The 19,460-nt window shown below is 74.8% G+C and carries 18 protein-coding genes and 1 other RNA gene; 5 read left to right on the top strand and 14 right to left on the bottom strand.

Annotation, left to right across the window (positions count from 1 at the left end; translation table 11 throughout):
• Positions 1-11: 11 nt before the first annotated feature.
• From AC1C2V_RS18530 to AC1C2V_RS18515, 4 genes are all read right to left on the bottom strand, one after another.
• Positions 12-398, bottom strand: coding sequence for an STAS domain-containing protein (locus tag AC1C2V_RS18530; protein WP_495391121.1), 387 nt, complete (start codon positions 396-398; stop codon positions 12-14).
• A 567-nt stretch (positions 399-965) separates the two neighbouring features.
• Positions 966-1,355, bottom strand: an RNA gene (gene rnpB / locus AC1C2V_RS18525) — RNase P RNA component class A.
• Between the two features lie 170 nt (positions 1,356-1,525).
• Positions 1,526-1,909, bottom strand: a complete 384-nt coding sequence (locus AC1C2V_RS18520; protein ID WP_495391120.1) for a tautomerase family protein — start codon at positions 1,907-1,909, stop codon at positions 1,526-1,528.
• Positions 1,910-2,052: 143 nt separating this feature from the next.
• A complete protein-coding gene (locus AC1C2V_RS18515) occupies positions 2,053-2,670 on the bottom strand; it encodes a PadR family transcriptional regulator (RefSeq protein ID WP_495391119.1) in 618 nt (205 codons plus the stop codon).
• A 65-nt stretch (positions 2,671-2,735) separates the two neighbouring features.
• Here AC1C2V_RS18515 and AC1C2V_RS18510 point away from each other — a divergent pair, with 65 nt between their 5' ends.
• On the top strand, positions 2,736-3,929 hold the full coding sequence (locus AC1C2V_RS18510) for an FAD-dependent oxidoreductase (protein ID WP_495391118.1): 1,194 nt from the start codon (positions 2,736-2,738) through the stop codon (positions 3,927-3,929).
• Positions 3,930-3,980: 51 nt separating this feature from the next.
• Positions 3,981-4,817 (top strand): YaaA family protein, encoded by an 837-nt coding sequence (locus tag AC1C2V_RS18505; RefSeq protein WP_495391117.1) that lies wholly within the window; start codon positions 3,981-3,983, stop codon positions 4,815-4,817.
• 142 nt (positions 4,818-4,959) lie between these two features.
• Here the strand turns inward: AC1C2V_RS18505 and AC1C2V_RS18500 are convergent, their stop codons facing one another.
• The 5 genes from AC1C2V_RS18500 to AC1C2V_RS18480 form a co-directional block, all read right to left on the bottom strand.
• Entirely contained in the window at positions 4,960-5,658 is a 699-nt protein-coding gene (locus tag AC1C2V_RS18500; protein ID WP_495391116.1) for a histidine phosphatase family protein, read from the bottom strand.
• A complete protein-coding gene (locus AC1C2V_RS18495) occupies positions 5,658-6,407 on the bottom strand; it encodes a zinc ribbon domain-containing protein (RefSeq protein WP_495391115.1) in 750 nt (249 codons plus the stop codon). Before AC1C2V_RS18495 ends, AC1C2V_RS18500 begins: the two co-directional genes overlap by 1 nt.
• A 50-nt stretch (positions 6,408-6,457) precedes the next feature.
• The gene (locus tag AC1C2V_RS18490; protein ID WP_495391114.1) at positions 6,458-7,363 is read right to left on the bottom strand and encodes a Nif3-like dinuclear metal center hexameric protein; all 906 of its coding nucleotides are present in this window, start codon (positions 7,361-7,363) and stop codon (positions 6,458-6,460) included.
• Between the two features lie 16 nt (positions 7,364-7,379).
• Positions 7,380-9,152 (bottom strand): bifunctional 3'-5' exonuclease/DNA polymerase, encoded by a 1,773-nt coding sequence (locus tag AC1C2V_RS18485; protein ID WP_495391113.1) that lies wholly within the window; start codon positions 9,150-9,152, stop codon positions 7,380-7,382.
• Between the two features lie 73 nt (positions 9,153-9,225).
• Complete coding sequence (locus tag AC1C2V_RS18480; RefSeq protein WP_495391112.1) at positions 9,226-9,897, bottom strand: phosphotransferase; 672 nt, start codon at positions 9,895-9,897, stop codon at positions 9,226-9,228.
• 110 nt (positions 9,898-10,007) lie between these two features.
• Between AC1C2V_RS18480 and AC1C2V_RS18475 the strand changes: the two genes are divergently transcribed.
• The 3 genes from AC1C2V_RS18475 (at position 10,008) to AC1C2V_RS18465 (ending at position 13,931) form a co-directional block, all read left to right on the top strand.
• Positions 10,008-11,408 (top strand): dihydrolipoyl dehydrogenase family protein, encoded by a 1,401-nt coding sequence (locus AC1C2V_RS18475; protein ID WP_495391111.1) that lies wholly within the window; start codon positions 10,008-10,010, stop codon positions 11,406-11,408.
• Positions 11,409-11,440: 32 nt separating this feature from the next.
• Positions 11,441-12,004 (top strand): GNAT family N-acetyltransferase, encoded by a 564-nt coding sequence (locus AC1C2V_RS18470; RefSeq protein ID WP_495391110.1) that lies wholly within the window; start codon positions 11,441-11,443, stop codon positions 12,002-12,004.
• Positions 12,005-12,188: 184 nt separating this feature from the next.
• Positions 12,189-13,931, top strand: coding sequence for a serine/threonine-protein kinase (locus AC1C2V_RS18465; protein WP_495391109.1), 1,743 nt, complete (start codon positions 12,189-12,191; stop codon positions 13,929-13,931).
• A 299-nt stretch (positions 13,932-14,230) separates the two neighbouring features.
• Here AC1C2V_RS18465 and AC1C2V_RS18460 read toward each other — a convergent pair whose 3' ends face one another.
• The 5 genes from AC1C2V_RS18460 to AC1C2V_RS18440 form a co-directional block, all read right to left on the bottom strand.
• A complete protein-coding gene (locus AC1C2V_RS18460; protein ID WP_495391108.1) occupies positions 14,231-14,518 on the bottom strand; it encodes an alpha/beta hydrolase fold domain-containing protein in 288 nt (95 codons plus the stop codon).
• A 194-nt stretch (positions 14,519-14,712) separates the two neighbouring features.
• Positions 14,713-14,877 carry a hypothetical protein gene (locus tag AC1C2V_RS18455; RefSeq protein ID WP_495391107.1) on the bottom strand — a complete coding sequence of 55 codons (165 nt, stop codon included), beginning with the start codon at positions 14,875-14,877 and terminating at the stop codon, positions 14,713-14,715.
• Positions 14,878-15,020: 143 nt separating this feature from the next.
• Complete coding sequence (locus AC1C2V_RS18450; protein WP_495391106.1) at positions 15,021-16,751, bottom strand: FAD-binding protein; 1,731 nt, start codon at positions 16,749-16,751, stop codon at positions 15,021-15,023.
• Between the two features lie 301 nt (positions 16,752-17,052).
• The gene (locus tag AC1C2V_RS18445; RefSeq protein WP_495391105.1) at positions 17,053-17,535 is read right to left on the bottom strand and encodes a hypothetical protein; all 483 of its coding nucleotides are present in this window, start codon (positions 17,533-17,535) and stop codon (positions 17,053-17,055) included.
• Positions 17,536-18,313: 778 nt separating this feature from the next.
• Positions 18,314-18,640: a hypothetical protein gene (locus AC1C2V_RS18440; RefSeq protein ID WP_495391186.1), complete on the bottom strand. Its 327-nt coding sequence runs from the start codon at positions 18,638-18,640 to the stop codon at positions 18,314-18,316.
• Positions 18,641-19,460: the final 820 nt, after the last annotated feature.

Genomic DNA, 19,460 nt, shown 5'->3' with positions numbered 1-19,460 from the left:
AACTGGGGCTGTCAGCCCGCGAGGCTGTGCGGTGCCGCCGGCGTGGTCGCCGGCGCCTCGCCGTCCAGGCCGACGTTCGCATCCGGCGGCACGTCCAGGTGGAGCATCCGCAGCACGTCCAGCACCGCCAGCGGCGGTCGGTGCAGCGAGACGCGCAGCCCCTCGTCCCTGCCGATGCGGCAGAGCTGGACGAGGAAGGCGACACCCGCCGAGTCGATGAACGTCACGCGCGAGGTGTCCACCACCACGGGGAGATCACGCTCGAAAGCACGGGCAAGGGCCGCGCTCGCCTCGTTGCGCAGGGCGATATCGATCTCGCCCCACATGTCCACCACACTGACGTCGGGTCGCTCCACGAGGGCGATGCCCCCGGTCTGCGCCTCGTTGGTGAAAGTCACATCCGCACCTTCGTCCCACGTTCCGCGTCCTGTGCGCCACGGTCTCGGGCGCTGCGTTCCGGACTCGCGACCTCGTCGTCGCGACGCCCGCCACGCTAGCACCGCGACACCCGCGGAAGGAACTCCGCATAGGAACTCTTTACGTACCGTTCACACAAGAGCGCCGGGCAGCGACGGCTCCTGCCGTACGACGGGAAGGTCGAGGTACGTGGATTCGCCCACATGGCGGGATGGTCCTGAACAGGTACGAGACGAGGCGCTGAGCACGATCAGCCCGCGATGGGCCATCAGAGCGGACGAGCCGGCCTGTATGCCGGGTGCCCTGGAGGCTCGACGGCGTTTCGTGGGCTCTTGCGGACTACCTGCGGACTCGGTAATCCGGGCGCGGCGATGAACTGCGAACCCTAGATTGCGTGGCGTGGACCTTTCGCACCTCGGGACGACGGTGCCACCGCGGCAGAGGCTCTGATCGACACCCCTCGGAGTGCCCCCGCCGAAATTCCTGCGGACTCTCTGCGGACTGAGGCATCCCTCGCCACATAAAACCACAGGTCAGACCGTGTGAAGCGGACGAGCCGGTCTGTACGCCGGGTTCTGTTCCCGCGCCGGGTTGCCCCGGCACGGGCGACGGTCATCCATCTAGGCCCTGCGTTGCCGCAGGGCTCGAGCGATCTACCCGGAAGCTTCGGGCGGGCCGCCCTCGAACGCTCCCTGTCTGACCTTGCTCCAGGTGGGGTTTACCTAGCCGCGCCCGTCGCCGAGCACGCTGGTGGTCTCTTACACCACCGTTTCACCCTTACCGCCGCCGGTCTCCCGGCGGAGGCGGTCTGATTTCTGTGGCACTGTCCCGCGGGTCACCCCGGGTGGCTGTTAGCCACCACCTTGCCCTTCGGAGCCCGGACGTTCCTCGGCGACGACACCCGAGGGTGCCGCCGACGCGACCGTCCGACCGACTCGTCCGCGCCGCACAGTCTATGCGCCGGCGAGGCGCTCCAGTGCCGCGCGCACGCGCTCGACCCCCGGCCCCGCGTGCGGCCTCGCGCCCACGGTGGTCTCGCTGCCTCGGCCGCGCTCCAGGGTATCGGCGCGGTCACGCGCTACGTGGGCTCCAGCGTGTGCGCCCCCGCTCAGACGTCGACGGTGTAGTTCAGCGTCAGCTCGTCGCCCGCGCGCCCGCGGATCCCCCAGCTCTCGGCCGGAGACTCGATGACGACGAGCTCCAGGTCGTCGGCGTCCAGCCCGAGCCGCGGCGCGACGTCGTCGTACAGGCGACGGATCAGTTCGCGCTTCGCCTCCGGCGACCGCCCCGTGAAGGCAACGATCTCGATCATCAGATAGGCGTCGGAACGCGGGGCCACGAGGTCGCCGTCATCCAGGAGCAGGAACCGGTGGAACCGCTTGTCCTCGGGGATCCGCCACGCCGCGACCAGCACCTCGTGCAGCGCGTCGGAGACCTCCGCACGCCGCTCGCCCCAGACCCGCCGGTTGCCGTAGACCTTCACCTGGACCATGCCCGACGACGCTAGCGGTGACGGACGCCACTGTCACCAGCCCGTCCGCCGGCCGACCACCCGACTGCCGGACACCGATTGCCGGACACCGGCTGCCGAACACCGGCTGCCGAACACCGGCTGCCGAACACCGTCGGCGGGGCTCAGCCGGCCGCGACGCCCTCGAACCTGGGGCGCTGCTCGACCATCTGCACGGGATCCCAGGTGAGCGCGCCGGACCGCAGGTCCGCGACGACCCCGCGCACCCAGTCGAGCTCGGCGCGGGTCACCGCCACGAAGTGCTCGTGCTCCAGCATCAACACCCGCGGCAGCCCCCACGCGGCGCTGGTCGCCGCGTCCTCGGCCGCCCGCGCGAGCACGGCCTCGAGGGCATCGGCCCGCTCGGCCAGCCGGTCGGCGACGACCGTCGGCGACGTGAGCGCCACCACGGCCAGCACGGCCCGGAACTCGGGGAACTCCCGGGCCTGGTTCGCCAGGGCGGCATCGACCCAGCGACGCAGCGCCTCCCGCCCCGCGTCCGTGAGCGCATAGACGATGCGCGCCGGTGCGACGTCGGCCGCCACCTTCTCGCGCACCTCGATCAACCCGTCCCGCCGGAGGCGCTCCAGCGCCTGGTAGACGCTGTTGCTGCGCGCGACGTTGACCACGGCGTCCTTCTGCCGCGTCTTGATCAGCCGCTGCATCCGGTAGGCGTGCATCGGCTCCTCGGCGAGCAGGGCCAGGAGCACCATCGCCAGCGGCGATCGAGGTCGGTCGGTCACGGCCTCAGCCTAGAGCGCGGGCTCGACGCTTGCCATTTTATGGTTAGCCATTTTATGGTGTTGGCATGAGAGCAATCGTGATCGGAGCGGGCATCGCCGGACCCGTGACCGCCATGGCACTGCAGAAGGCCGGCATCGAGACCACCGCCTTCGAGGCGCACGCCCGGACGGCTGACGACGTCGGGGCCTTCCTCACCCTCGCCCCCAACGGGGTCCACGCCCTCGGGGTGCTGGGCTTCGACCACCGGTCCCTCGGCGGGTTCGACACCACGCGGATGGAGATGCGCGGCGCGTCGGGGCGGCTGCTGACGCGGCTGCCGATGGACGCACCCGGTGGCGGGCCGCACAGCCAGACCGTGCGGCGGTCGGACCTCTACGCGGCCCTGCGCGACGAGGCCGCGCGCCGCGGGATCGTCGTCGAGCACGGCAAGCGCCTCGTCGACGCCTCGACCCGGCCCGACGGCACGGTCGTCGCCGCGTTCGACGACGGCACGACGGCGACCGGGGACCTGCTCGTCGGCGCCGACGGGCTCGGGTCGCGCACCCGACAGGTCCTGGACCCGGGCTGCCCGGCGCCGCGATACACCGGGCTGCTCAACACCGGCGGGTACGCGACGGGCGTCGACGTCGACACCGACCCGGGCGTCTTCACGATGGTCTTCGGACGACGCGCGTTCTTCGCGTACCTGCGGCGCGCGCCGGGCGAGGTCTGGTGGTTCGCGAACGTGCCACGCGCGACGGCGGCGACGCCGGCCGAGCTCGCCGCCTGGACCCCGGACGCCTGGCGGGCGGAGCTGGCGGGGCTGTTCGCGGACGACGACTCGCCCGCGCTCGACCTCATCGCGGGTTCTCCCACGCCGCTCGGCCCCTGGAACACCCTCGACCTCCCGAAGGTGCCGGTGTGGCACCGGGGGGCCGTCGGCCTTGTCGGCGACGCCGCGCACGCCATCTCACCCACGTCCGGCCAGGGCGCGTCGCTGGCGATCGAGGACGGCGTCCTGCTCGCGCGCCTGCTGCGCGACCTGCGTGACCCGGCGGCTGCCTTCGCCGCCTTCGAGGCCCAGCGGCGGCGCAGGGTCGAGCGCCTGGTGGCGCAGGCGAAGCGCACGTCGAGCCTCAAGATCCCTCATGCCGCCTCGCGTGCCCTGCGCGAGCGGGTGATCCTGCCGATCGTCGGCCGCGTCGCCACCCGCGCCTCCCACGACTGGGTCACGGACTTCCGCGTCGGCTGGGACGAGCCGGTCGACGCCGCCCGCTGAGGTCACCGCCGACCGGCCGGCGAGGGGCCGGCGGCCGCCTACAGTGTCGGGGTGCTGATCTGTCTGCCGCCCTCCGAGGGCAAGACCCCCGCGCCCGCCGACGCCGCACCCGTCGACCTCGCGGGGCTCACGGGGGCGGCGGAGCTGACCCACCACCGCCGCGCCGTCGCCGAGGCCCTGGCCGCCGTCAGCCTCCGCCCCGACGCGACGACGGTCCTCGGGGTCGGCCCGTCCCTCGCCGACGAGGTCGCGCGCAACGCCGACCTGAAGGGCTCCCCCGCGGCCCCCGCCGCCCGCGTGTACACCGGCGTGCTGTACGCGGCCGCGGGCCTCGCCGACCTCGACGGCGACGTCGCGCGGCGTGCCACCCACGACGTGCGGGTCTTCTCCGGCCTGTGGGGCGCGGTCTCCCCCGCCGACCGGATCCCGGCCTACCGGCTGTCCATGGGCGTGGACCTGCCCGGCGTCGGGAAGCTCGCCACCGCCTGGCGCCCCCATCTCGCCGCGGCCCTCGACGCGCGCGCCCTGGGCGACGTCGTCGTCGACTGCCGCTCGGCGACCTACCTCGCCGCATGGAAGCCGGCCACCACCGGCGGGTCCGCCGCCGACTGGGTGACCGTCCGCGTGGTGCGCGAGACCGACGGGAAACGCGCCGTCGTGTCCCACAACGCCAAGCACACCCGGGGTGTGCTCACAGGCCACCTGCTGCGCCGGCCCGGCCCGGCGCCGTCGAGCGCCGAGGAGCTGCTCGACGCGGCGCGCGAGCTCGACGGCGAGATCATCGGCACCGAGGTCGGAACGGGCCTGAGCTACCGCATGATCGAGGCCACGCTGCACGACCCCGCCACCCGTCGCGGGCCGCGCACCCTCGAGGTCGTCATCGCCTGACGAGCACGTCCTGAGCCGGCTCCGAGGCGACGCGCACGCCCGCCGGGGACCCACGGACTCCGCGCCTGGGTGACGCGCGGCGTCGACCTGGCGCTCGCGACGCCGCCCGAGCACGCGAAGCGATAGGTCCACGGGACCGCCCTCAGGCGTCGGTCGGGAAGCCGACCGTCGTGACCTCCGCGACGGCGAGCTCGCCGTCGTCCGCCCCGAGCCCCAGCCGCAGCACCGTGAGCGAGCACGGCGGCACGCGCAGCCGCGGCCACGTCGACGGGGGCGCCGCGAGCGCGCGTCCCACCAGGGAGCGGATGGTCACGGTGTGCGCGACGACGACGGTCGCCGCGGACGGGTCGCTCGCCGCGACGACGTCGCGCAGGCCCGCCCAGGCGCGCTCGCCCACGTGCGCGTACGACTCCCCACCCGGGGCGGGGTGCGTGCCCGTGGTGGCCCACGCCGCGAACTCGTCGGGCCAGCCGTCGGCGATCCGGTCGGCCCCCAGGCCCTCCCACTCGCCGAAGACGCACTCGGCGAACCGGTCGTCGGGACGCGGGTGCTGCCCGATCCGCCGGCCGATCGCGGCCGCCGTCTCGAGGGTGCGCACCATCGGCGACGCCAGGAGGGCGCCGGCCCGCGGCAGGTCGGGCCACAGGTCCTTGCCGATCCGGAACACGGCGTCGGCCGCCTGCGCGGCCTGGGTCCGGCCCCGCGTGGTCAACGACGGCCCGGGCACGCCGCCGCCCGAGTACGCGCGCGCCTCCGTCAGCGGCGTCACGCCGTGCCGGACCAGGACGACGGTCACCGTCTCGGCGCCCGCCAGCGGGCTCACCCCGGACGGGCGCGCCATCAGACCCCCGCGCCCTCGTCCACCTGGCGCACGAGGATGCGCCCGCACTCCTCGCACCGCACGACCTGCTCCGGCGGGGCCGCCTTGGCCGCCGCGAGCTCGCCGGAGTTGAGCTCCAGCCGGCAGCCCTCGCACCGGCCGCCGCGCAGGGCCGCCGCTCCCGTGCCGCCGAGCTGGGTGCGCAGCCGGTCGTACAGCGTCACGAGGCCGGCGTCGAGCCCGGCGACCGTCGTCGCGCGCTCCGCCCGGACCGCGGCCGCGGCCGCGTCGATCTCCGCCCACGCCGCATCGCGCTCCGCACGGGCCTTGTCCTGGGCGGCCACGAGCTCCGCGTGCGCGGACTCGACCTCCGCGAGCGAGCCCTGGTGCGCCTCGAGCCGCTCCATGACCTCGAGCTCCGCGTCCTCCAGCACCGACTGACGCCGGGTCAGGGACTCGAGCTCGCTCACCAGGGCCTGGGAGTCCTTGGCCGACAGGGCACCCGAGTCGAGCTTCTGCTGGTCGCGGTCGGCGCGCGTGCGCACCTGCGCGACGTCCGCCTCCGCCTTGGCGACCTCGCGCTCGAGGTCGGCCACGGCCGTCCGCGAGTCGACCAGCGACCCGTGCAGGTCGGCGATGCGCTTGTCCAGCTCGGCGAGGGTGGCCAGGGACGGGTGGTGACGTCGCTGGTGGGCGAGCTGCTGCAACCGCGTGTCGAGGGCCTGGACCTCGAGCAGTCGGCGCTGGTCCTCGGGCGGTGCAGTGGCCACGGGCGGGTCCTCTCGCGTGCGTTCAGGTGAGTGAGGGTCAGCGCGCCGCCTCAGCGAGCAGAGCTCGCCACCCGTGCGGTCCATGGGTCGGTGCCGATCGTGCTCACCCTCGTTGTCACCGTACCGTCTCCGGGCTCTCCCCCAGCGCGCTCCAAGAGCCGCGCGACGACGTCCTCGGCGGCATAGGCCAGCCATGGCCACTCGCTCGCGAAGTGGGCGACGTCGACGAGGAACGGAGTGGCGGCGGCCGCGCCCTGCGGCACGTCCTCGAGCCCGGCCTCGAAGGCCGCTCGTTCGCGCAGCTCGGACGCCGGATGGTGCCGCAGGTCGGCGGTCACGTAGACGTCCACGGCAGCCGCGCGCACGGCGTCGAACAGGGAGTCCCCCGATCCGCCCACGACGGCGGCGGTGCGCACGCGCGCGTCGAGGTCCCCGGCCACCCGCACCCCCTGGGCGGTGGCGGGCAGCACCTCCGCCACGTGGCGGGCGAACTCGCCCAGGGTCGTCGGCTGGGCGAGGCGCCCGACCCGGCCGATGCCCCGCTCGTCGTCTCCCTCCCGTGCCACGAGCGGCCGCCGCTCGGTGATACCCACGAGATCGGCGAGCGCGTCCGCGACGCCGCGCGGCGCTGCGTCGGCGTTGGTGTGCGCCACGTACAGGCCGCAACCGGCGACCAGCAGGCGGTGCACGACGTCGCCCTTGAAGGTCGTGGCGGCCACCGAGTGCACGGGCCGCAGGAAGAGCGGGTGGTGCGTGACCAGCAGGTCGGCGCCCCACGCGATCGCCTCGTCGACGACGTCGGCCACGGGGTCGACGGCGAACAGGATCTTGCGCACCGGCGCGCCCGGGTGCCCCACCACGAGCCCCACGGCGTCCCAACCCTCCGCCGTCGACGGCGGGTAGAGGTCCTCGAGGACGGCGACGACGTCGCGCACGGTGGGGTCGCTCGTGGTCATGCCGCGACCCTAACCGTCACTTCGCGTCGGCGTAGGAATCCACGTCCGCGACGGTGAGCGGGAAGTCGACGGGGAAGTCGCCGAACAGCAGCCGTCCCGCCTCCTCGGCGGCCGCGCGCACCGCGGCCGCCACGTCGTCGGCCATCGACTCCGGGGCGTGCACCACCACCTCGTCGTGCAGGAAGAACACCAGGTGCGGGCGGTCCGCGAACGGCGCGGGGGCGAGGCCGGCCGCCGCGGCCGGCACCGGGCCGAGCTCCCACAGCCGCCGCCGGATCGACGCGAGCCAGCACAGCGCCCACTCCGCGGCCGTGCCCTGCACCACGAAGTTGCGCGTGAACCGGCCCCAGGACCGGGTGAACGACCGGGCACGGGCTGCCGCGTCCGCCCCGTCGGTGTCGAACGCGCCGGCCTGCGCGGCGTCCCACGCCTCGCCCGGGGGCGGGGACGACCGGCCGAGCCGGGTCGTGACGACGCCGCCCCGCTCCCCCGTGCGGGCGGCGTCCTCGACCAGCGCGACGGCGCGCGGGAACGCCCTGGCCAGCCTCGGCAGCACCTGGGCGCTGGCCCCCGTCGTGCCGCCGTACATCGCGCCGAGCATCCCGACCTTCGCCAGGTCGCGCGTCTCGACGGCCCCCGACGCGACGATCCCCGCGTACAGGTCGGCGCCCCGGCCCGCGCGGGCCATCGCCTCGTCATGGGCCATCCCGGCGAGCACGCGGGGCTCGAGCTGGGCCGCGTCCGCGACGACGAGCCGCCACCCCGGGTCGGCCACGACCGCGCGACGGACCCCCTTCGGCAGCTGCAGGGCCCCGCCGCCGCTGGAGGCCCACCGGCCGGTCACGACGCCGCCCACCACGTACTCCGGCCGGAACCGCCCGTCCGTGACCCACGCGTCGAGCCAGTGCCAGCCGTTGGCGGTGAGGAGCCGGTAGAGGTTCTTGTACTCCAGCAAGGGCTCGACGACCGGGTGGTCGACCTTCTCCAGCTCCCACTTGCGCAGGCTGTTCGCCCCCACCCCCGCGTACTGCATGGCCTTGAGGAGGTCCGGGTGGGAGTCCGGGTTGAGCGTGGGCGGTGCGTCGAGCGCCGTCCGGATGCGGTCCACGAGCGCCTCGAGCCGCGCCGGGCGCTGCCCCTCGGGCGGTCGGGGGCCGAGGGCCTCGGTGAGGATCGTGTCGTGCACGTCGGCACGCCACGGCAGCCCGGCGTGCCGCATCTCCGCGGCCACCAGCGCGCCCGCGGACTCGGCGGCCAGCAGCAGGCGCAGGCGCCCGGACCCCGCCGACCCGGCGACGGCGGCCTCCTGCGCCCCCAGCTCGGCGAGCGGGTCGGCGGCGTCCGGCGACGGCCCGCCACCCGCGCCCGGACGCGGCGCGGTGTCGGCGACCAGGTCGAACAGCGCGTCCGGCTGCGGCGCCCTCGCGGCCGGCACCGGGGGCGCGACGGTCACGGGACCCTCGTCCCAGGGGCTCGCCGGCGCGGCCGCGAGCGCCGACGACGCCGCCAGCACGGAGTGCCGCAGGATCCGGTGGCACAGCCGCAGGTCGTGGGCCCGCTCGACGCGCACGCCGGCCGTGAGCAGCCCCGAGTACCAGACCGACGTGTCGTCCCACGTCCAGCGTGGCACCGGGCCGGCGCCCGTCGCCGCCCCCGACTCGGCCCCGCGCACCACGACCGGCAGTTCGGATGCGGGCAGCTCGGCGCCGGGCAGGACGGCGCCGGGCACGGACGCGCCATGGTGCACGCGGACCGCGCCGTCGCGCTCTCGGGTCAGGACGACGTGCACGGCACCATCCTGCCGTGCGCCACCGACGCCCCGTCGCCCGCGTCGCCGGGCGACCGCCCGGTCGGGAGCTCGGTCAGGACGTCGGTGAGGACGACCGCACCGCGAGCGCCGCCGCGTCGTCCAGGCGTGCCAGCTCCGCGGCGGACATCGTGGGGTTGGCGCGCCGCATCGCGACCGCGTCGTCCATGTGGTCCCGGTAGGCCGGACCCGATGCTGCCGCGAAGGCTTCGAGCAGCGGCCGGACGGCCGCCGCGACGTCGCCCGCGGGGCTCTCGACCCCGGTCGCCAGCTCCGGCGAGAGCACCGTCTGCGCGCAGATCAGCGCCGTCATCGCGACGTCCAGCCCCGCCGGGCCCGGCCGGGCGTTGGTCCAGTCGATGACCACCGGCCCGTGCCCGGCGAGGATCACGTTGAGCGGGTGCAGGTCGAGGTGCAGCAGCGTGCCGCCGTCCCAGGGGACAGCATGGAGGCGGGCCTGCAACGACGCGAGCAACGCTCCGGCGTCGGCGGCGTCGTACCGACCGTCGAGCAGCGCGCTCCCGAGCGTCGGGCCGTCCAGCCGTTCGAGGACGAGGCCGGGTCCGTCGACGGCGAGGACCGCCGGCGCGGGGTAGCCCGCCGCCACCACGGCGGCGAGCAGCGCGGCATCGTCGTGGGCCGGGCGGCCGTCGCGGTAGCGCCGCAGCACGCGCTCGTCGTCCAGCGCGAAGACGTCGGCGTCGCGGCCGGCGGCGAGCAGCTCCATCGGCACAGCGTGCCAGACTGCCGGCTCGACGCGCGATGCCGCGTCCGATGTGGTGCGCTGACGGTGGCCCGCGCCGTCGCGGCCACCCCACCCGTGCGCGAGGAGAACCGATGACCACCGAAGAAGCCACCGAGACCGTCGACGTCGTGGTGATCGGCACGGGACCCGGAGGCGAGGATGCCGCCGGCCGGCTGGCACGCGCGGGTCTGGACGTGGTGGCCGTCGAGGCCCGCCTGGTCGGGGGCGAGTGCCCGTACTACGGCTGCATCCCCACCAAGATGATGGTCCGCGCGTCCGACGCCCTCGCGGAGGCACGGCGCGTCGCGGCGCTCGCCGGCCGCGCCGACGTGACGCCCGACTGGGCGCCTGTCGCGCGTCGCGTGCGCGACGAGGCGACGACCGACTGGGACGACACGGCCGCCGTCGAGCGGCTCCAGAAGGCCGGCGGGCGGGTGGTGCGCGGACGCGGGCGCCTCGTCGGACCCGGCGAGGTGGCGGTGGACACGCCCGACGGCGAGCGCCGGTTCCGCGCGACGCGCGCGGTGCTCCTCAACCCGGGCACGGAGCCGACGGTCCCGCCGATCGACGGCCTCGCCGGGACCCCGTTCTGGACCAACCGCGAGGCGGTGCGCGCCACCGAGGCGCCCGCGTCACTCACGGTGCTCGGCGGCGGCGCGATCGGTTGCGAGCTCGCCCAGGTCTTCGCGCGGTTCGGCACCGCCGTCGAGGTCGTGGAGGCCGGGCCGCGGCTGATCGCCGCCGACGAGCCGGAGGCGAGCGACCTGCTCGCGTCCCGCTTCGCCGCGGAGGGCATCGGGGTGCGCACCGGCGCGAACGTCTCGTCGGTGACGCACGACGGCGGCGGGTTCACCCTCACGCTCGACGACGGCACACAGCTCGTCTCCGAGCGGCTGCTGGTCGCGGCCGGTCGCCGCACGGACCTGAGAGCCCTCGGCATCGCGACCGTCGGCCTCGACGACTCCGCCCGCACCATCGCCGTCGACGAGCGCCTGCGCGCGGCCGACGGCGTGTGGGCGGTGGGCGACGCCACCGGGCACGGCGCGTTCACGCACGTGTCGATGTACCAGGCGCGCATCGCCGTGGCGGACATCCTCGGCGTGGAGGGGGCCGACGCCGAGACCGCCGACTACCGGGCGGTGCCGCACGTGACGTTCACCGACCCGGAGATCGGGGGCGTCGGGCTCACCGAGGCCGCGGCGCGCGACGCCGGCCTGACCGTGCGCACGGGCGTCACCGACCTCGCCGCGTCCTCGCGCGGCTTCGTGCACGGCCCGGGGAACGAGGGGCTGATCAAGCTAGTCGAGGACGCCGACGCCGGTGTGCTGGTCGGGGCCACTGCCGCGGGCCCGGCGGGCGGCGAGATCCTCGGCGTGCTCACCCTCGCCGTGCAGGCACGAGTGCCGGTGGCCGAGCTGCGGCACATGATCTACGCCTACCCCACCTTCCACCGCGCGATCGAGAGCGCGCTGGCCGAGCTCGACGAGGGATGACGGATGTCGGTGCCACGACCTACCGTCGCGCCGTGACGACCGCTACCGCTGACCACCGCACCACCGACCGCCTCGACCTGGCGCCGGTCTCTCCCGGCGACCTCGACGAGCTGTACGCTCTGCACGCCGACCCCCGCGTGTGGGTGCACTTCCCCTCGGGGCGGCACGCCAGCCGCGAGAAGACGGAGGGCCAGGTGAGCGCCTTCGCCGCGGACTGGGAGCGCGACGGGATCGGCTACTGGACGGCGCGGCGCCGGGACGACGGCTCCTTCGTCGGCATCGGCGGCCTGCGATTGCGCCCGGCCGGCGTGCTCAACCTCTACTACCGGCTGTCTCCCGAGCAGCAGGGTCAGGGCTTCGCGGCCGAGCTATCCCGCGCCGCGCTCGCTCTCGCCGCCGAACGGCTCCCCGACGTGCCGGTCACCGCGTTCCTCCTGGAGCACAACGTCGCGTCGCGGGCCACCGCCGAGCGGATCGGCCTGCGCGTCGCGTGGCGCGGGCCGGACGCGGGCAACCCGGAGCCGGACGCGGTGCGCCTGGTCTTCGCCGACCGGGAGCTGGGCGACGCCACCCTCACGAGCCTGGTCCAGGGCTGAGACCGACGATCCCACCGGTGAGCCTCAGGTCCGTCACGACCCCGCGCTCGGGCCCCGTGCAGCACGTGCCGCCACCACATATCCTGTGGTGGCCCATGACTGAAATGACCGAGATCACCGCACCGACCTCACCGCCGCGCGCGGGAACCCACCTCGACCCCCCGCTCCAGCAGCGGACGATCGCATGACGCGGAACGAGCCGGCCGGCGAGTCGGCCTCCGGGCACGTGGTGCTCGGTGGGAAGTACACCCTGGGCGACATCCTCGGCACCGGGGGCACGTACACCGTCTACGAGGCGTCGCGCCTGCACGCCGCGGACGCCACGGGCGCCGCGGGCGCCGCGTCGGGCGGCGAAGACGGCGGCGCAGTCGGCGGCGCCGAGACAGAGCCGGAGCTGCTCGTCAAGGTCCTCCATCCGCACCTGGTCGACGACGACGCGACGCGCGCCGCGCTGGCCCGCGAGATCGCGGCGTCGGCGCCGGTGGACCACCCGGGAGTCGCCAAGGTCCTCGACACCGGGGAGGACGAGGTCGCGGGTGCGAACGTCCCCTGGCTCCTGATGCGGCGCCTCCCCGGCGTCCCGCTCTCCGAGCTGGCGGCCGGAGACGGCCTGCCGTGGCCGAAGGCGCTCGCCGTGGTCCAAGGACTGCTCGAGGCGCTGACCGCCGTGCACGCGGCGGGCCTGGTGCACCGCGACGTCAGTCCGCGCAACGTCGTGGTCGACCGGCACGACGACGGCACCATGACGGTCGGGCTGCTCGACCTCGGTCTCGCCGCGCCGGGTGGTGGTGACGGCGATGGCGAACGCGTCGCCGGCTCGGCGGCGTACATGTCGCCCGAGCAGGCCCAGGGCAGGCCGCTCGACGCGCGCAGCGACCTGTACTCGGTCGGGGCGCTGGCGTACTTCGCCCTCACGGGTCATCCGCCGTACGAGCGGGCCAGGCCGGGTGACGTCCTGCTGGCCCACGTCGGGGCGCCGGTGCCCGCGCCGTCGGCACGCCGGCCCGCGGTGCCGGGCGTCGTGGACCGATTCGTGGCGCGGGCGATGGCCAAGAACCCGGACCGACGGTTCACGTCCGCCGACGCGATGGGCGCGGCCGCAGCGGCACTGCTCGGCACGGGGCCGGTCGCGAGCCACGGCGACACCTCGGGTTCCGACCAACCGGGCCCCGACCAGACGATGACGCTGGGCCAGATCGCCGCAGAGGATCCCCACCGGACCGCAGTCATCGGCACGGCAGCCGCAGCGGCGGCCGCAGCCGCAGCAGCCGCCGCGGGCGACGAGACCGAGCTCCTCCGCACGCAGCAGCTCGGCGCGGTCGGCGCGCCTCCGCCACCACCGGGCGACACACCCGGGCCGATGGCGGAGGAGGCATCCGAGCAACCGGGTCCCGAGCAACCAGGTCCCGAGCAACCGGAGCCCGAGCAGTCCCGGTGGCGCGCGTTCATCACCAGCCCGAAGGGGATCGCGCTCGCCGTGGTCGTCCTGGTCCTGGTCCTCGCCGGAGGGGCGTTCGCGTTCTGGTCCCTGCGCGACGACGAGAGCGAAGTACCGGTCGCCCCGGTCACGCACAGCCCGTCGCCCACGCCGACGGAGACGCAGTCCACGACCGCTCCGCCCTCGGAACCCACGACCGGATCGACGTCCCGCCCCACGCAGACCGAGACCGCGACCCCGACCGAGACCCCCACGCCTACGGACGACCCGAAGCCCACGGAGACTCCCACGCCGACCTCGACGCCCACCTCCACGCCGACGCCGACCGACGACCCGACGCCGACCGACGACCCGACGCCGACCGACGACCCGACGCCGACCGATGACCCGACGACGGATCCGACGCCCACCGACGACCCGACCACGCCGGCGCCCGGCCCGACGCCCACCGGTGGTGCGGACGGCGGCGGCTCCGACACCGCGCCGTGACCAGCGGTCCCCGCCCCGGAGCGACGGCCCGGGGCGGGGACCTCGACCTTCCATCGGCGAGATGTCGCGACAGGTCAAGCGACTTCCTCGGCGACGTCGGCGCCGAGGGCCTCGAGGACCGCGGCGGTGACCTCGTAGGGGCGCGAGACGGCGATCGCGTGGGACGAAGACGAGGCCGATGACGTCGGGGTTCTGCGCCGCCGCCTCGGTGATCACGATCCCGCCGTAGGAGTGTGCGCGACCAGCAGGACGGGCCGGCCGATCCCGGCGACGACGTCGCGGACATACGCGGCGGTGCCTCAGCCGGCGTGGAGTGCCGCACGGAGGACGTCGACGGCCTGCGCGATCGCGCCGGACGACGCGGCCGACGGCCGCAGCGGGTTGAGCATCATGAAGTCGTGGATCGTCGCGTTGTAGCGGACGGTCGTGGTCCGCACGCCGGCCTGGACGAGCTTGCGCGCGTAGGCCTCGCCCTCGTTGCGGAGCACGTCGTTCTCGTCGACGACGACGAACGCCTCCGGCAGCCCGGCCAGGTCCTCCGGCGTGGCCCGCAGGGGCGACGCGGTGATCTCATGGCGCCGGGACACGGGAACGTCACGTCGCCCCGCTGCTTGGCCAGGATCGCCACGGCGGCCGCACGGACCAGGCGGTCGTGCGTGCCGGCGTCGCCCAGCACCCCGCCCCCACCATGGATGTACAGGACCGCGGGCAGCGGGTCGGTGGCACCGACGGGCCGGACGACGCGTACGCGGACGTCGCCGACGGAGGCGGCCACGACGATTCACTCCTCCTCGACGTGCGGCTTTCGTGTGGGCTCCGCCTGGACGGCGAGGACCTGACGCGCGTCCTGGGGCGTCATCTCGTGGAAGTAGGGCGGTTGCGCCGTCGCGTCGGCCATGGCCTGGGCCTCGGGCTCGAGCCCGGGCTCGAGAACGTGGTCGCTCATGGGGGGTGTCCTTCCTTGGTCGTCCGAAAGGTCGGCTGGAGGTCGCCGGGACGCGCTGCGGCGGTGGTCGCCCGGTGCCCGTGGACGGCGTGCGCCGTCGTCCTGAACGACCGGGCACCGGGCGCGGGCGTGACACCGGGCCGCTACTCGACGAGCTTCCCGTCGGCGGAGACGTCGTGCATGCGTTCGGCGATGTCGGTCGGGATCGGCGGAAGCGCCTCGCGGCGCACGCCGGTGCGCGGGGACCACACCAGGTTGACCTGGAGCTCCGGATCCAGGTCGGGATGGTCGGACCTGCTGTGGCACCCGCGCGACTCCCGACGCTCCAGCGCGCACACCAGGGTCGCCCTGGCCGCGAGCGCCGCCGACCGCAGGTCGAAGGCGTGCGCGAGGTCCTGGTAGCCGCTGATGTCGATGTGGATGCCCGCCCGGGTCATCCGGTCCTCGACCTCGTCGAGGGCATCCAGGCCGGCGCGCAGCCCCGCCTCGTCCCGCACCACGCCGGCGTGCTCGGTCATGAGGTCGCGCACGCTGCGCTGCATCGCGCGCACGTTCTGGTCGCCGTCGGCGGCGAGCAGCCGGTCGACCGACGACTCGGCGTCCCGGACCGCGCCGAGCGACCGGCGCTGCGTCGCCAGACCCGCGGAGTAGGCGGCCGCGGCGCGGCCAGTGATCCGGCCGTACACCAGGAGCTCGATGAGGGAGTTCCCCCCGAGCCGGTTGGCACCGTGCAGGCCGCTCGAGGCCTCGCCGATGGCGAAGAGCCCGAGCACGTCGGTGCTGTGGTCCTCCGGGCGCACCCACACCCCCCCCATCGAGTAGTGCGCGGTCGGGGCCACCTCGATCGGGTCGCGCGTGACGTCCAGCACCTGCAGCTCCAAGAGGGTCTGGTGGACGCGCGGCAGCCGGGTGAGGATCGTCTCGCGCGGCAGGTGGGACAGGTCGAGCCACACGCCCCCGGCGCGGGTCCCGCGGCCCTCCTTGATCTCCGTGTAGGACGCGAGCGCGACCCGGTCGCGGGTGGACAGCTCCATCCGCTCCGGGTCGTACCGCGACATGAACCGCTCGCCCTGGTTGTTGAGCAGCACCCCGCCCTCGCCCCGCGCGGCCTCGCTGACGAGGGTCCCCGCGGCGTCCTCGGGCTCGATCAGCCCCGACGGGTGGAACTGCACCAGCTCGGCGTCGCGCAGCCGGGCTCCGGCGTCGGCCGCGAGACGGAACGAGTCCCCCGTGTTCTCGTCGCGTCGTGACGAGGTGCGCCGCCAGATACGCGTGTGGCCGCCGGTCGCGAGGATCACGGCGTCGGCGTGCACCAGATAGCGCGACCCGTCGACGAGGTCGAACCCGTACGCGCCGAACACCACCCCGTCGTTCACCAGCAGCTCGGTGACGTAGACAGTGGACAGCACCGGGATGTCGAGCGCGGCCGCACGCTGGACCAGCGTGCGCTGCACCTCGAGCCCCGTGTAGTCGCCCACGAAGGCGGTGCGCCGGTACGTGTGGGCGCCGAAGTAGCGCTGCGCGATCCGCCCGTCCGGCTGCCGGTCGAAGCGCGTGCCGTAGCGCTCCAGGTCGGCGATCCCCCGCGGCGCCCCCTGCGTCACCACCTGCACGGTCCGTGGGTCGGCCAGGAGATAGCTCTCCTGGAGCGTGTCGGCGGCGTGCTGCTCCCACGTGTCGGCGGGGTCGGTCGTGGCCAGGGCGGCGTTGATGCCGCCGGCGGCCAGCGAGGTGTGCGCGTCGGGCGCGGGGCGCTTGCCGACCGCGAGCACGGCGACTCCGGTCTCGGCGAGCTCGATCGCGGCGCGCAGGCCCGACCCGCCGGTGCCGATCACGAGCACCGCGGTGGCGAGCTGATGGATGGGTGTGGACACGGTTCCTCCTGCGACAGGCGTCTGCTGACCTAGTCTCGACCGCGTGGCGACGCCGCGCGTGACACGGGCCGGTAATCTGCCCCCGAGGGCGCCACCGACGATGCGCTCCCCACGAGGCCCAGGAGGTGCGATGAGCGCGAATCCCCTCCCCCACCTGGTCGGACGCGGCAGCGAGCGGGCGGCCCTCGACGAGATGCTCGCGAGCCTCCGCCGCGGGAGCTCGGCGGTGCGCGTCCTGCGGGGCGGGGCCGCGTGGGCAAGTCGCTGCTGCTCGACTACGTGGCCGCCCAGGCGTCGGGGGTCACTGTGACGAGGGCCTGCCCTGGGCGTCGAGGCGGACATGGAGCTGGCGTACGCCGGCCTGCAGCAGCTGTGCGCGCCGTTCCTCGGCGAGGCGAGTAGCCTCCCCGACCCGCAGCGCGACGCCCTGCAGGTGGCCTTCGGGACGGCGACGGGAGCGCCGCCCGCCCGGTTCCCGGTCGGGCTGACACTGCTCACCCGCGCGTCGGAGGTACGGCCCGTTCTCGTCGTCGTGGACAACGCGCAGTGGCTGGACCAGGCGTCGCTCCTGCCGCTCGAGTTCGTCGCCAGGCGCCTCCTGGCCGAGTCCGTCGCGATGGTGGCCGCCGTGCGCGACCCCGACGGGGCCACGGCGATGGCCGGGCTCGACGAGCTGCGGATCGAGGGTCTCGACCCGCGGTCGGCCGGCGAGCTGCTCGATTCGGCCGTCGACGGGCGGCTGGAGGCACGCGTGCGGGACCGGCTCGTCGTCGGCGAGACCCACGGGAACCCGCTCGCGCTCCTGGAGCTCGACCGGGGGCGCAACGGCGCCGAGCTAGCCTACGGGCTGGACGCGACCGGGCCCGGCTCCGTCTCGAACCGCGTCGAGCAGGACTTCGCCCGGCGCCTGGGAGCACTTCCGCCCCCGACCCGGACCCTCCTGCTGGTCGCCGCCGCCGAGCCGGTCGGCGACGCCCGGCTGCTCCTGAGGGCGGCCGAGCACCTGGGCGTCGTCCCCGACGCCGCGCCCGCCAAGGCGGCCGGCCTCATCGAGTTCGGGGAGTCCGTCCGGTTCCGCCACCCGCTCGCCCGGTCCGCGGCCTACCGCGCCCGCCACCCCCGCGGATCGCCGCGCCGTGCACCGCGCGCTGGCGTCGGCCACCGACCCGGTCCACGATCCCGACCGGCGCGCGTGGCACGCCGCGCAGGCCTGCGACGGGCCCGACGAGGAGGCCGCGCACGGCCTGGGGCGGGCGGCGGACCGCGCCGGGCAACGCGGCGGCATCGCCGCCGAGGCGGCGCTGCTCGAGCGTGCCGCGGAACTCACGCCGGACCCGCGGCGGCGCGGGCGCCGCGCCCTGGCCGCGGCCGAGGCGCACTTCTCGGCGGCAGCCCCCGACCGCGCGACGGAGATGGCGACGGTCGCCGATCTCTGCCCGCTCGACCCGCCGGACCGCGCCCGGGTGAGCAGGCTCCGTGCCCGCGTGCTCTTCGCGCGCAGCCGGAGCGACGAGGCGGCCCCGCTCCTGCTGGACGCCGCCGCCGGCCTGGCCGCGGCGGGATCACCGCTGGCCCGGGAGACCTACCTCGAGGCGATCAGCGCGGCCGTGTTCTCCGGCCGCGTCCACGGCCCCGCCGGCGTCGCAGGGGCGGCGACGGCCGCCCGCGGTCTCGACGGGACGCTGCCCGGCTCCAGTCCCTCGGACGCCCTGCCCGACGCGATCGCGACCCTCCTGGCCGACGGCCCCGAGGGGGGTCGGTGCGATCCGGGCGGCGCTCGACCCGTTTGCGCACGAGGAGCTGGTTGGCCCGGAGGCCACGATGCGGTGGCTCCTGCTGATGTCCACCTGCCCGGCGTGCCGCGCGGTCTCTTCGATCGCGTGTACCAGGTGCCATCGCAGCGCTGGCCCCTGAGGTTCCCTGCACCGGGAGTCCCACAGCGTGCCCGGCGCCAGCGTCCGGCTCGAGATGTACTCGGCCGGCCCCTCGCTGAGCGTGAGGCGCTCGACGACGACGTCGCGCCGGTCCGGGGGACGCCACTCGTGATGATCGATGAGACGCCGCTCCGCGACCAGCCGGGCCTCCGCGGCCAGCCGGTCGCCGAACTGGCGCGTGTAGCGGCTGCCGTCGGGACCGTTGTAGCGCGCCCGCCGGGCGATGATCTCTTCTTGGTCTTGGTGCTCTTGCGAGCCTCGTGCTCACCGAACGACCGTCGCACGCTCGCCACGGGAACCACCCTCGTTCGCGCGGAAGGTGTGTCCGGTACCCCCGGATCTCTCGGGGGTCGGTAGTGGGTCCAGGAGTCCCTCCGGGGCATCCCAGGCCAGACGTGTCCACGAGCTACAGGAACAAAGCTGCGGGTCAGCGCAAGAAAAGCGGGGGTGATGGACCTAAGTGGGCTATTCACGGAACGGGTCGCGACGATGCGGCCGGGTGAGAGCGCACCGGCTCTCTGACCTGCAACGATGGGGTTACCACACCATCCATCGACGAGGATTGAGAGCCGGTGCGCTACGAGTCTACGACCGGGTTGGACGCTGTCCAGATGACGGAGCTGGTCGCCAGGATCTACCAGGTCGAGTCCGGGCGGTCCTGGGACGAGCGGGGGCACTTCTGCATGGGGTTGCGTGACCAGGTCCGACTGGCGTTGACGCTGCTGCGCACGAACCTGTCCCAGGCGATGGTCGGGGAGTTCTTCACCGTCTCGCA

The organism is Isoptericola sp. Y541, assembly GCF_059445465.1.
The sequence above is the reverse complement of the archived record's forward strand: the minus strand, read 5'-3'. Positions and strand labels throughout refer to the sequence as shown.

What these genes read in the sequence shown, in the direction of transcription:
- AC1C2V_RS18520 (WP_495391120.1), bottom strand. Translation starts at nt 1,909, where the DNA reads ATGGTCCAGGTGAAGGTCTACGGCAACCGGCGGGTCTGGGGCGAGCGG.
- AC1C2V_RS18480 (WP_495391112.1), bottom strand. Translation starts at nt 9,897, where the DNA reads ATGGAGCTGCTCGCCGCCGGCCGCGACGCCGACGTCTTCGCGCTGGAC.
- AC1C2V_RS18465 (WP_495391109.1), top strand. Translation starts at nt 12,189, where the DNA reads ATGACGCGGAACGAGCCGGCCGGCGAGTCGGCCTCCGGGCACGTGGTG.
- AC1C2V_RS18475 (WP_495391111.1), top strand. Translation starts at nt 10,008, where the DNA reads ATGACCACCGAAGAAGCCACCGAGACCGTCGACGTCGTGGTGATCGGC.
- AC1C2V_RS18455 (WP_495391107.1), bottom strand. Translation starts at nt 14,877, where the DNA reads ATGAGCGACCACGTTCTCGAGCCCGGGCTCGAGCCCGAGGCCCAGGCC.
- AC1C2V_RS18490 (WP_495391114.1), bottom strand. Translation starts at nt 7,363, where the DNA reads ATGACCACGAGCGACCCCACCGTGCGCGACGTCGTCGCCGTCCTCGAG.
- AC1C2V_RS18500 (WP_495391116.1), bottom strand. Translation starts at nt 5,658, where the DNA reads ATGGCGCGCCCGTCCGGGGTGAGCCCGCTGGCGGGCGCCGAGACGGTG.
- AC1C2V_RS18510 (WP_495391118.1), top strand. Translation starts at nt 2,736, where the DNA reads ATGAGAGCAATCGTGATCGGAGCGGGCATCGCCGGACCCGTGACCGCC.